10 protein-coding genes and 1 tRNA gene are annotated in these 12106 nt (G+C 75.2%); 5 read left to right on the top strand and 6 right to left on the bottom strand.

What is annotated here, in order from left to right; genetic code table 11:
• Positions 1-6 precede the first annotated feature (6 nt).
• The gene (locus BLP29_RS20220) at positions 7-1047 is read left to right on the top strand and encodes an FAD-dependent oxidoreductase (RefSeq protein WP_092808001.1); all 1041 of its coding nucleotides are present in this window, start codon (positions 7-9) and stop codon (positions 1045-1047) included.
• A gap of 1 nt (position 1048) precedes the next feature.
• Here BLP29_RS20220 and BLP29_RS20215 read toward each other — a convergent pair whose 3' ends face one another.
• The 3 genes from BLP29_RS20215 to BLP29_RS20205 are packed head-to-tail and all read right to left on the bottom strand — an operon-like array spanning position 1049 to position 5237.
• The gene (locus tag BLP29_RS20215; protein WP_092807999.1) at positions 1049-3421 is read right to left on the bottom strand and encodes a SpoIIE family protein phosphatase; all 2373 of its coding nucleotides are present in this window, start codon (positions 3419-3421) and stop codon (positions 1049-1051) included.
• Positions 3418-4089: a biliverdin-producing heme oxygenase gene (locus tag BLP29_RS20210; protein WP_207798639.1), complete on the bottom strand. Its 672-nt coding sequence runs from the start codon at positions 4087-4089 to the stop codon at positions 3418-3420. Before BLP29_RS20210 ends, BLP29_RS20215 begins: the two co-directional genes overlap by 4 nt.
• A complete protein-coding gene (locus BLP29_RS20205; protein ID WP_092807997.1) occupies positions 4086-5237 on the bottom strand; it encodes a PucR family transcriptional regulator in 1152 nt (383 codons plus the stop codon). The genes BLP29_RS20210 and BLP29_RS20205 overlap by 4 nt, the downstream gene beginning before the upstream one ends.
• Before the next feature lie 95 nt (positions 5238-5332).
• On the opposite strand from BLP29_RS20205, the gene BLP29_RS20200 reads away from it, so the two are divergent.
• Both BLP29_RS20200 and pruA read left to right on the top strand, forming a co-directional pair.
• Positions 5333-6259 carry a proline dehydrogenase family protein gene (locus BLP29_RS20200; RefSeq protein ID WP_092807995.1) on the top strand — a complete coding sequence of 309 codons (927 nt, stop codon included), beginning with the start codon at positions 5333-5335 and terminating at the stop codon, positions 6257-6259.
• A gap of 93 nt (positions 6260-6352) precedes the next feature.
• The gene (pruA, locus tag BLP29_RS20195; protein ID WP_092807993.1) at positions 6353-7978 is read left to right on the top strand and encodes an L-glutamate gamma-semialdehyde dehydrogenase; all 1626 of its coding nucleotides are present in this window, start codon (positions 6353-6355) and stop codon (positions 7976-7978) included.
• On the opposite strand, the gene BLP29_RS20190 is transcribed toward pruA, so the two are convergent.
• A complete protein-coding gene (locus BLP29_RS20190) occupies positions 7966-8508 on the bottom strand; it encodes a gluconokinase (RefSeq protein ID WP_092807991.1) in 543 nt (180 codons plus the stop codon). The two genes, pruA and BLP29_RS20190, sit on opposite strands and share 13 nt — an antisense overlap.
• Before the next feature lie 47 nt (positions 8509-8555).
• On the opposite strand from BLP29_RS20190, the gene BLP29_RS20185 reads away from it, so the two are divergent.
• On the top strand, positions 8556-9707 hold the full coding sequence (locus tag BLP29_RS20185) for an MFS transporter (RefSeq protein WP_092807989.1): 1152 nt from the start codon (positions 8556-8558) through the stop codon (positions 9705-9707).
• Here BLP29_RS20185 and BLP29_RS20180 read toward each other — a convergent pair.
• Positions 9694-10098, bottom strand: coding sequence for a hypothetical protein (locus BLP29_RS20180; protein ID WP_092807986.1), 405 nt, complete (start codon positions 10096-10098; stop codon positions 9694-9696). The genes BLP29_RS20185 and BLP29_RS20180 overlap by 14 nt on opposite strands.
• A gap of 63 nt (positions 10099-10161) precedes the next feature.
• Positions 10162-10237, bottom strand: a tRNA-Lys gene (locus BLP29_RS20175).
• 170 nt (positions 10238-10407) lie between these two features.
• Between BLP29_RS20175 and BLP29_RS20170 the strand changes: the two genes are divergently transcribed.
• Positions 10408-11712, top strand: a complete 1305-nt coding sequence (locus tag BLP29_RS20170) for a L,D-transpeptidase (protein ID WP_243470137.1) — start codon at positions 10408-10410, stop codon at positions 11710-11712.
• Positions 11713-12106: the final 394 nt, after the last annotated feature.

The following is a 12106-nucleotide window of genomic DNA, read 5'->3' as shown; positions in this document are numbered from 1 at the left end:
CCGGGTGTGCACGCGGACGTGGTGGTCATCGGGGCCGGTCAGGCCGGGCTCTCGGCGGCCCACCACCTGCAGCGGGCCGGGGCCGACTTCGTCGTGCTCGACGCCGACGCCGCACCCGGCGGGGCCTGGCAGCACCGCTGGGACTCGCTGCGGCTGGAGCGGGCCAACGGCATCGCCGACCTGCCCGGCCTACCGCTCACCGGCGACCCCGAGGAGAAGGCCTCGGTGGTGTTGGCGCGCTACTTCGCCGAGTACGAGCGGCACTTCGCGCTGCCGGTGCGCCGCCCGGTCGCCGTCCGCCGGGTGACCCGCACCGACGACGGCTTCGCGCTGGGCACCACCGCCGGGCCGTGGACGGCGCGCGGGTTGGTCAACGCGACCGGCACCTGGACCCGGCCGTTCTGGCCCGCCTACCCGGGGCGGGAGACCTTCGGCGGCCAGCAGCTGCACGCCGCGCAGTACCCGGGGGCGGCGGCGTTCGCGGGTCAGCACGTGCTGGTGGTGGGCGGCGGGATCTCGGCGCTGCAGCTGCTGCTGGAGATCGCCGAGGTCACCCGCACCACGTGGGTGACCCGGCGCCCGCCGGTGTGGCGGAGCACCGACTTCGACCCCGACGCCGGGCGCGCCGCCGTCGCGCTGGTCGACGAGCGGGTCCGGGCCGGCCTGCCGCCGGGCAGCGTCGTCTCGGTGACCGGCCTGCCCGTGACGCCCGAGGTCCTGCGGGGGCGTGAGCGCGGCCTGCTCGACCCGCTGCCGGCGTTCGCCCGGATGACCCCGACCGGGGTGGCGTGGGACGACCCCGCCCGCAGCCTGGACGTCGACGTCGTGCTGTGGGCCACCGGTTTCCGCGCGGCGCTGGACCACCTCGCCCCGCTGCACCTGCGCGCCCCCGGCGGCGGCATCGCCGTCGAGGGCACCCGGGTGGTGGGCGAGCCACGCCTGCACCTGGTGGGCTACGGACCCTCGGCGTCGACCATCGGGGCCAACCGGGCCGGCCGCACCGCTGTGCGCGAGCTGCTGACCACGCTCGGCACGGCGGCGGCGTGACTCAGCGGTCGGGGCGCGGGCGGTCCTGGCGGTGCAGCCGGACGGCGACGAGCGCGACGTCGTCCTCGGCCCGCTCGGGCAGCAGCGTGCTCAGCAGGCCGTCGACGAGCTGCTCCACCGGCTGGCCCGACAGCTCGGTCAGCTGGTGCTGCAGGGCCGTGATGCCCTCGTCGAAGACCTGGTCGCGGCGCTCGACCAGGCCGTCGGTGTAGAGCAGCACGGTGGATCCGCGGGGCACCTCGGCCTCGTGCTGCTGGCGCCTGATCTGCGGGTGGACGCCCAGCAGGAGGTCGGGGGTGGCGGTGGTCAGCAGTCGCGTCGAGCCGTCGGGGTCCAGCACCACGGGCGGCAGGTGGCCGGCGTTGGACCACACGACGCGGGTCACGCCCTCGTCGAACTCGTCGCCGGTCTGCTCCAGCCGGGCCACCAGCACCGAGGCCATCGCGTCGATGCGCAGGCCGGCGATGGCCCGGTCGAGCCGGGCGAGCACCTCGGCCGGGCCGGCGTCGCTGTCGTAGGCGATGCCGCGCAGCACACCGCGCAGCTGCCCCATGACCGCGGCGGCCTCGGTGTCGTGGCCCACGACGTCGCCGATGACCAGCACGGTCGCCCCGTCGGGCTGGGTGAACACGTCGTACCAGTCACCGCCGACCTGGGCCTCGCGGGCGGCCGGCACGTAGCGCACCGCCATCTGCAGGTGGTCGGGCTGGGCCGGCTCGGACAGCATGCTGCGCTGCAGCGTCTCGGCGGTGCGCGCGACTCGGCGCGACCGGGCGTACAGCGCCTCGAGCAGGTTGTGCCGCAGCTCCTTGGCCTCGCCCAGCTCGGCCCCGGTCCACGGCTCGGACCGGCCGCGCACGGTCTCCTCCCAGCGGGCGAAGGACTTGCGCGGGGAGATCCGCACGTGGTCGCCCTCGACCACCACCTCGGCCTTGCGGGAGGGGTCGCCGCCCCACTCGACGGTGCGGATCTTCTCCTGCCGGGCCCACAGCACGTACTGGCCGTCGGGCAGCGGCACGACCAGCGCCCCGCACGCGACCTCGGTGGGCACGCCGAGCTCGGGCGCGTCGTGCACCAGGCTCTCGGTGGAGGCCACCTCGGCGCCCCGGTCGGCGGCCCAGTCGGCCACCGCGGCGTGCACCTCGGCGTCCAGCGGGGCACCGCGCACGGCGGAGTGCCCCTGCAGGTCGACCACGACCGTGTCGGCGTCGACGAGGTCGAGCAGGTCGGGGGTGCCCAGCAGCGCGTCGGCCAGCGGGCGGTCCTCGTCGAGGGTGGCTGCGGTCAGCCAGGCCAGGGTCGACCGGGCCCGGAGGGCGCGGCGCACCTCCTCCTCGGCGGCCCGGTCGACCAGGCGCAGCGAGAGGGTCGAGCCGAGGAACTCCGCGGCCGCCCGGGTGGCGTAGGGCGGGGCGTGCGGGCCGCTGTAGTGGTGGCAGGCGATGAGGCCCCAGAGCTTGTCGTCGCGCAGCAGCGACAGCGACATCGAGGAGGTCACGCCCATGTTGACCAGGTACTCGACGTGGATCGGGGAGACGCTGCGCAGCGTCGAGAAGGTGAGGTCCAGCGGCTGGCCGGTGGCGGGGTGGTCGACCGGGTGGATGGGGGAGGGCGTGTACGGCACCTCCGAGATCAGCCGGATCCAGTTCTTCTCGTACAGCGCGCGGGCCTGCGCGGGGATGTCGGAGGCCGGGTAGTGCAGGCCGAGGAAGGTGTCGAGACCGCCGTGCTGGGCCTCGGCGACGACCTCGCCGTTGTACTCGGCGTCGTAGCGGTAGAGCATCACGCGGTCGAAGCCGGTGAGGTTGCGCACCGCCTGCACCGTGATGTCGTACAGCTCCTGCAGGTCCGTGGTGCGGTTGAGCTCGGCGATCGTGCTGCGCACCGCCTGGTAGGTGTTCGGGAAGCTGAAGGGGCGCGGGCCGATCGCCGGTTCGAGCTCGACCACCAGGCTGGTCGCCGGAGGCGTGCCGACGCCCTCCCCGGGGTGGGTGGTCGCCCCGGCCGGGCCGTGCACGGCGCGGTGCAGGATCGCGTCGACCGGCACCGGGGTGCCGTCGAGGTCGAGGGTCAGCTCGACCGGGTTGCGCTCGCGCAGGTCGCCGAAGGCCGACGCGCTGCGGGCCACCGCCTGGGCCGGCACCGTGCCGAGCACCTCGGCCAGCGACCGGCCCAGCGCCTGCTCCCACGGCATGCCCGTGACGTCGGCCAGGTTCGCCGAGACCTGCTCGACGACGAGGTCGGGCTCGCTGACCGCGATGAGCACGCCCCGGGGCTGGATGCTGCCGGGGACGTGGATGGGTTCGCGTTCGCAGTTGGACAGGTCGACCGGGGTGTCCGGCGTCAGCCACTGCACGGGCTGGGTCTCCGTCATGCGGGGACACCTCCGCCGGGATGGGTGGTGGATGCGGTGGTGGGCGACGCGCTCTGCTGGACGTCGCGGCACCAGGCCGCCATGGATCGGAAAGTACGTCCCGCTGCCGACACGACGGCGTCGGCGTCGCCGCCGCCGTGGGCGACGTGGTCGCGGGTGGCGCGCCGGAACGCGGCCCAGCGGGCGCCGGTGCGCTCGCCGTAGGGGCTGAAGGCGGCCAGCGGGCCGACCCCGGCCAGCGCGGGCAACGCGGCGAGGTGGCGGTCGATGAACACCCCGCCCAGCGTCGACCCCTCGAGCACGTACAGCGTGCCCAGGGCCTCGTCGGTGCCCGCCGGCGGCCCCACGTCGGTCGGCCGGTCGGGCAGCGGGGCGGCGCCGAGCGCCGCCAGGTCGGCGGTGAACAGGTGGGTGCGGCGGCGGGCGGCCCAGTCGAGCGCGGTCGCCGCGGCCGGGTGCGCCGCGGCCCAGGCGTCGAGCCCTGCCTCGACGGCGGCCCAGTACGCGTGCATGCGTTGCAGCACCGCGGCCAGCCGGCCGGGGGTCAGGTCGGGGGAGAGCAGGTCGAGGGTGTCCTCGAGCTGCTGGTGCTCGGGCGCGGTGGCGGTGCGCAACCGCAGCATCACGTCGACCGGGGACAGCACGTCGGTGCCGGGCTGCCTCGTCATGGGACCGTCGACCCTAGATCACCGCGGGCCACCGGCCGCGCGCCCCGCCCCGCAGCGTCCAGCCGGGCGCTGCGCAGGGCCAGGTGCAGCGCCAGCCGGTCGCCGCCGTCGGCGAGGTCGAGCCCCGTGAGCTCGGCGATGCGGCCCAGCCGGTAGTACAGCGTCTGCCGGTGCACGACGAGCTCGGCCGCCGCACGCCGGGGTGAGCCGGCCCGGTCCAGCCACACCTCGGCCGTGCGGGCCAGCACGGGGTCGGCGAGCAGGGCGGCGAACGCGGGGTCGGGCCCGGGCAGGAGCACGACCTGCCGCCACGCACCGAGCTCGGCCCACGACGCCACCGGCGCCAGGGTCGGCTCCACCGCGGCCACCCGGGCGGCGTCGACGGCCTCGCGCCACTGCGCCGGCAGGTCGTGGCACCCGGCGCGGGGGACGGCGACCCCCGCCGTGCTGCCGGGCGGGAGCCGGTGCAGGGCGGCCGCCGACAACGCCACCGCGGGGCGGTCGTCGTCGACGTGCGGCACGGGCAGCAGGACGGCGACCAGCGGGCCCACCGGTGCGCTGACCGCCCCGGCGCCGGGGGAGACCCAGCCGTCCGGCAGGCCCTCGGGGCCCGGGCGCAGGGCGACCACGGCCACGGGGGTGTCCCGGCCCAGGCGCCCGGTCAGCCGGTGCGCGGCGGCCTCGTCGCCGGTCAGGGCCGCCCGCAGGTCGTCGGCGGTCCCGCCGGTGGGGCGGGTGGCCAGCAGCGCGCCGGCCCGGTCGGCCAGCTCGCGCGCGGCCGCGAGCCCGGGCGGGTCGGGCTGCCCGAGGTCGGTGCGGCCCTCGTCGAGCAGCCACAGCCAGCCGTGCAACCGGCCGCGGTGCCGCACCGGCAGGCACAGCCGGGTCAGGACGCCGGCCACCGGGTCGGCGGGCGTGCGCAGCGGCTCGGTGGCCTCGTCGATCCCGAAGCCGGTGAACCAGCGCCGGGTGTCCACCGTCGAGCCGCGGGTCAGGATCGACCGCGTGCGCACGGCGTCCAGGCCGGTGAGCACCTCGTCGCCCTGGGCGCAGAAGGCCAGCAGCGTGAACTCGGTGTCCTCCAGCGTCGCGGGCGCGCCGAGCAACCGGGACACCTCGTCGACGAGGTCCTGGAGGTCGTCCCGCATCAGACGATCGTACGAAGGAGTCCGGACAGCTGTCGCTGGTGACCGCCAACACCCCACTCCTACGGTCGAGCCACCCACTGCTCCCGGAGGTCCCCGTGCTCGGTCAGGCCCTGCTCGTCGCGTCCCGCCGGCCCGGTCTGCGCCGCGTCGTCGTCGGCACCCCGGTCACCCGTCGCGTGGTCGACCGCTTCGTCGCCGGCGAGCAGCTGCCCGACGCGCTGACCGCCGTCCGGGCACTGCAGGCCGACGGCATCGCCGTCACCCTCGACCACCTCGGCGAGGACATCACCAGCCGGGCCGAGGCCGTGGCCTCCCGGGACGCCTACCTCGCCCTGCTCGACGGGCTGGCCCCGCTGCAGCTCGGCCGGGCCGCCGAGGTGTCGGTCAAGCTCTCGGCCTTCGGCCAGGCGCTGCCCGGCGGGCACGACGTCTGCACCGAGCTGGTGCGCCCGGTCGCCGAGGCCGCGACGGCGCTGGGCACCACGGTGACCCTCGACATGGAGGACCACACCACGGTCGACTCCACCCTCGCCGTCCTCGCCGAGCTGCGCCGCGACCACCCCGGCACCGGCGCGGTGCTGCAGTCGGCGCTGCACCGCACCGAGGCCGACGCCGCTGCCCTCGCCGTCGCCGGCTCGCGGGTGCGGCTGGTGAAGGGTGCCTACGCCGAGCCGCGCACCATCGCCTTCACCGAGAAGTCCCAGGTGGACGCCTCCTACCTGCGCTGCCTCGAGATCCTGTTCCGGGGCGGTGGCCACCCGATGGCCGGCACCCACGACCCGGCGATGATCGCGCGGGCGCTGGAGCTGGTCGCCGAGACCGGCCGCGCCGCCGACAGCTACGAGTTCCAACTGCTGTACGGCATCCGCACCGGTGAGCAGCAGCGGCTGGCCCGCGAGGGGCACACCGTGCGCGCCTACGTCCCCTACGGCGCCGACTGGTACGGCTACTTCATGCGCCGCCTGGCCGAGCGCCCGGCCAACCTGCAGTTCTTCCTCCGCTCCCTCGTCACGACCTCCTAGAAGGACCCCCCTTCCCCCCACGACTCGCACGCTCGCCGCGGGCCCCTGAAGGGCGGCCGCACCACCTACTCGATCCAAGGAGCTGACTCTCTCGTGGACGGCATCACCCAGGTCCCCGCCCCGCGCAACGAGCCGGTGCTCGACTACGCGCCCGGCTCGCCCGAGCGCGCGCAGCTGCAGGCCGAGCTCACCCGTCTGGCCGGCTCGCCCGAGGAGCTGACCGCCACGATCGGCGGGCGGCAGCGGATGGCCGGCGGCGCACCGTTCGACGTCGTCGCCCCGCACGCGCACGCGCAGACGCTCGGCACCTCGGCCCACTCCACCGGCGACGACGCCCGCGACGCGCTCGCCGCCGCGAAGGCCGCCGCCCCCGGCTGGGCCGAGCTCTCCCAGGACGACCGCGCCGCGGTGTTCCTCAAGGCCGCCGACCTGCTCGCCGGCCCCTGGCGGCAGACGCTGAACGCGGCCACCATGCTCGGCCAGTCCAAGACCGCCCAGCAGGCCGAGATCGACAGCGCCTGCGAGCTGGCCGACTTCTGGCGCTACAACGTGCACTTCGCCCGCCAGATCCACACCGAGCAACCGGTGAGCTCGCCCGGTGTGTGGAACCGGGTGGACCACCGCCCGCTCGAGGGCGTCGTCTACGCGGTCACCCCGTTCAACTTCACCGCCATCGCCGGCAACCTGCCCACCGCGCCCGCGCTCATGGGCAACACGGTGGTCTGGAAGCCCTCGCCCACCCAGCAGTTCGCCGCCCACCAGCTGATGCGGCTGCTCGAGGCGGCCGGCCTGCCCGACGGGGTCATCAACATGCTGCCCGGCGACGGCGTGGCGGTCTCCGACGTCGTGCTGGCCGACCGCGACCTGGCCGGCATCCACTTCACCGGCTCGACCGCCGTCTTCCAGCACCTGTGGCGCACGGTGGGGCAGAACATCGCCGACTACCGCACCTACCCCCGCATCGTGGGCGAGACCGGCGGCAAGGACTTCGTCTTCGCACACCCGTCGGCCGACCTCGAGGTGCTGCGGACGGCGCTCGTGCGCGGCGCGTTCGAGTACCAGGGCCAGAAGTGCTCGGCGGCCTCGCGGGCCTACGTGCCGCGCTCGCTGTGGAACCGGCTGCGCGACGACCTCGCCGGGCTGGTCGACTCGCTGCCGATGGGGCCGGTCACCGACTTCTCGAACTTCATGGGCGCGGTCATCGACGCGAAGTCCTTCTCGAAGCTGTCGGGCGTGCTGGAGCGGGCCCGCACCGACGACGCGCTGACCGTGGTCGCCGGCGGCACCGCCGACGACACCGAGGGCTACTTCGTCCGGCCGACGGTCATCGAGGGCACCGACCCCGGGCACGACGTGTTCCGCACCGAGTTCTTCGGCCCGGTGCTCGCCGTGCACGTCTACGACGACGCCGACCACGACGCCGTCCTGGCGCAGATGGAGTCGGTGGCCCCCTACGCCCTCACCGGCGCGGTCATCGCCCAGGACCGCGCGGCCATCGCGCACGCCTCGCGGGTGCTGCGCAACGCGGCCGGCAACTTCTACGTCAACGACAAGCCCACCGGTGCCGTCGTCGGCCAGCAGCCCTTCGGCGGTGCCCGGGCCTCGGGCACCAACGACAAGGCCGGCGCCGCGCAGAACCTGCAGCGCTGGACCAGCACCCGGGTGATCAAGGAGACCTTCGCCCCGCCGCGGGACCACCGCTACCCCTACATGGGCTGAGGGCGCTCGGCCCGGAGCTCGGCCAGCAGACCGTCGACGGTCTGCTGCGCCGAGCCCTGGCCGGAGTACGCGTGGCCCGGCTCGTCGTCGGCCAGCGGCTCGAGGGTGGCCAGCTGGCTGTCCAGCAGCGAGCCGGGCATGTAGTGGCCCGTGCGCTTGCGCAGCCGCTCGACCAGCACGTCGTGCGGGGTGTCGATGTGGGCGAACCACACCGACGGGTGCCCCTCGCGCAGCAGGTCGCGGTAGCTGCGCCGCAGCGCCGAGCAGGTGATCACGAGGTCGGTGCCCGCGGCTTCGTGCTCGCCGACCGTGGCCGCCACCGCCCGGAGCCACGGCCAGCGGTCCTCGTCGGTGAGCGGGGTGCCCGAGCGCATCTTCTCGACGTTCGCGGCCGGGTGCAGGTCGTCGCCCTCCACGAAGTCGCAGCCCAATGCCTCGGCGATGCCCACCCCCACGGTGGACTTGCCGGTGCCCGACACCCCCATGACGACGACGGAGACGGTGGTCGGCGGGGGAGCGGTGTCGGCCATGCCCCGACCGTAGGGGTCCCGGGCCGGGCAGGCAGGATCGACCGGACATGGTGACGGGGGAGCAGCAGACGGGGTCGGTGTGGCGGGTCCCGGCCATCCGCGCCCTGGTGGCGGCCACCGCGCTGGGGTTCACCAGCTTCGCGGTCACCCTCTCGGCGCTGCCCGTCCAGGCCGCGGCCGGCGGGGCGTCGCTGTCGGCGGCCGGACTGGTCACCACGGTCTTCCTCGTCGTCACCGTCGCGACCCAGGCAGCGGTGCCCCGGGTGGTCGCCCGGTGGGGGCTCGGGCCGGTGCTGGCGGGTGGACTGCTCGCCCTGGGCGCCCCGGCGCCGCTCTACCTGGTCGACGACTCGCTCGGCTGGTTGTGCGCGGTCTCCGGCGTGCGCGGGGCCGGGTTCGGGGTGCTCACCGTCCTGGGCTCCACCATCGCGGCCCGCGCCGTCCCGGTGGAGCGGCGCGGGGAGGCCCTCGGGGTCTACGGCCTGGCGCTGGGGTTGCCCACGCTGGCCGCCACCCCCGGTGGTGCCGCGCTGGCCCTGGGCGGCCACGTCGAGGTGGTGGCGCTGCTGGCCGCGGCTCCGGTGCTCGGGCTGCTCGTCGTCCCGGCCCTGGTGCGGGCCGTGCCGGTCGAGGTCACGGCCGCCTCCGGGACGCCGTCCGGGCCGGCTGCGCGGGCCGCCGCGGCGCCGTCGGCGGTGCTGTTCGTCGTCACCCTCGCCAGCGCCGGGTTGGTCACCTTCCTTCCCCTGGCCCGGCCCGACGGGTCGGTGGCCACGCTCGCGCTGCTGGCCTTCGGGGTGCTCGCGGCCCTCGCCCGCTGGGGCGGTGGAGTGCTGGTCGACCGGGTGGGCGCGCGCGTGCTGCTGGTGCCGGCACTGCTGGTCGCGGCGGCCGGGCTGGTGCTGCTCGGGGTCGGGCTGGGGTCCGACGCCGTCGTCGTGCTGGGTGCGGCGGTGTTCGGTGCCGGCTACGGGGGCACCCAGAACACCACCCTCGTCGTCGCGATGGCCCGGGCCGGCGACCGCGGGACGACGGCGGCCAGCGCGGTGTGGAACGCCTCGTTCGACGCCGGCACCGGTCTGGGTGCACTGGTGGTGGGTCTGCTGACCGCGACCCTCGGGCCGGGCTGGAGCTACGCGGTGCTGGCCGTGGCGGTCGCCGCGATGCTGCCGGCGGCGGTGCGGGTCACCCGCCGCTGACCGGCTCCCCGCCGTCGGCCCCGTGCTCGCCGCCGTCGGCCCCGGGCGCGCCCCGGGCTGCGCGGGCAGCGGCCAGGGCCTGCATCTCCTGCACCAGAGCGGCCTCGCGGGCCAGCGCGTGCAACCAGGGGCGCAGAGCCTGCGGGTCGCGACCGGCGGCGTCGCGCTGGGCGGACAGGCGCATGTGCCGGCCGGTGGCCTGGGCGCGCTGGGCGGGGGACAGCTCGCGGGCCCCGCTGCGCGACAACGCGGTGAAGGCCGCGCCCAGGTAGGTGATGGCGGCGAGGTCGGTGGCGGTGCCGAGGACGGCGTCGGCGTCGTCCTGGCGGCCGGCGGCGACCAGGGCCAGGTGCTCCTCGGCGCGGCGGCGCCCTTCCTCAGCGGTGCTCATGGCGCCCCTTCCCGGGTCCGGACAGCAGAACGGCCCCGCCGGTGGGGGCGGGGCCGTTCTGGGTGGTGCGCCATCAGGGACTTGAACCCCGAACCCGCTGATTAAGAGTCAGCTGCTCTGCCAATTGAGCTAATGGCGCGGCGCCACCGCGTTGCGGCGACCGGGAGAACACTACACGGCCCCCGGTCGGCCGTGCGACCCGGGCCCACGTGTCGTGCATGACAGCAACTTGTCAGACCCGAGGGGCACACTGGGCGCCGACGGTCGGAGGCACTCCTGCGCCCCGGCCCGGTGAGGGGGAAGTCCTAGGTGGTCCTGCAGATCGATCGTCGTTCCGTTCTCGCGCTCGGCGCAGCCGGGGTGCTGCTGGTGCTGGCCGGTTGCGGGCCCGACGCCGACGGCGGAGGGGGCTCGGCCGCGGCCACCACACCGCCCGCCGAGCCCGCTGTCGTCACGCTGTCCGTCGTCGACGGCGCCACCGAGGTCTCCCCGGCCACCCTGCTGCAGGCCACCGTCGTCGGCGGGTCGGTCACCGACGTCACCGTGACCGACGCCGCCGGTGCCACCGTGGCCGGCACGCTGGCCGAGGCGCCGGCCGCCGCCCCGTCGTCCGCCGCCCCGTCGTCCGGTGCGGCCAACTCGGGTGCTGCGTCGTCGGGGGCCTCCTCGACCGCGGCCGACCCGGCCGCCGCGCCGGCGGGAACCACGAGCACCTGGACGCCGTCGGCACCGCTGGCCTACGGCACCACGTACACGGTGAAGGCCGTGGCCGAGAACGCCGACGGCATGGAGGCCGACGCGAGCGGGTCCTTCACCACGGTGGCCCCGGCCTCGGTCAGCACCCCGTCGATCGGCCCCCTCGACGGCACCACCGTGGGGGTGGGCATGCCGATCCGGGTCTTCTTCGACCAGGCGGTGGTCAACAAGGCCGACGTCGAGCGCAACCTCGTGGTCACCAGCAGCACGCCCACCGATGGGCGGTGGAACTGGATCAGCGACGAGGAGGTCCACTTCCGCCCCTCGACCTACTGGCCGGCCAACACCCAGGTGACGCTGGACGCCAACCTCTACGGCGTCGACATGGGCAACGGCATCTGGGGCGAGAAGAACCGCTCGGTGTCCTTCGCCGTCGGCGAGAAGCACGTCTCGGTGGCCGACGCGGCCACGCACACCCTCACCGTCTCCTCCGGCGACCAGGTCGTGCAGACCTACCCGATGAGCGCGGGCAGCAACGCCAACCCGACCCGCAACGGCCCGCACGTCGTGCTCGAGAAGTTCGCCGACATCACGATGGACTCCTCGACCTTCGGGCTGGCCGTCGACGCCCCCGGTGGCTACCGCACCGACGTCCAGTACGCGACGCGCATCTCCAACAACGGAGAGTTCGTGCACGCCGCGCCGTGGTCGGTGGGCCAGCAGGGCTCGTCGAACGTGTCGCACGGCTGCATCAACCTGTCCACCGAGCGCGCGCAGTGGTTCTACCAGTTCTCGCAGCCCGGTGACGTGGTCGAGATCGTCAACTCGGTCGGCCCGACCCTGTCCCGCGCCGACGGCGACATCTACGACTGGGCCATCCCGTGGGACCAGTGGGTGGCCGGCAGCGCCCTGAACTGAGCCGGTGATGCGACAGGCCCCCGATCCGGAGCGGATCGGGGGCCAGTCGGCGTTCTGGGGTGAGTGACGGGACTTGAACCCGAGCGGGGGCGCAGGTCCGGACGGTGCGGCCCGCTGACCTGCGGCGTAGCCGTGGGCACAGACGCGCCGGGTCGTGTTGCCAAGCGTTCCGTGTTGACCCGGTCAACACGCGGTGGTGTCCACCTTCCTGATCGTGTCGGTCCGGTACCGTCCGGCCACCACATCACCACGGGGGACCACCATGCGCCGCGCAGTCCTGTTCGCTCCTGTCCTTCTGATCGTCGCCGCGTGCGGGAGCTCGACGGCCGGCACTCCGACAGCGCAAGAGACCCTGGCTCCCTACACGCAGGGCCCCGCCGTCGCGTCCGCCGTC

This window comes from Klenkia marina, from assembly GCF_900101025.1.
GTDB lineage: Bacteria > Actinomycetota > Actinomycetes > Mycobacteriales > Geodermatophilaceae > Klenkia > Klenkia marina.
Note: the sequence above shows the minus strand (reverse complement) of the source record. Positions and strands in the feature narration are given on the sequence as shown.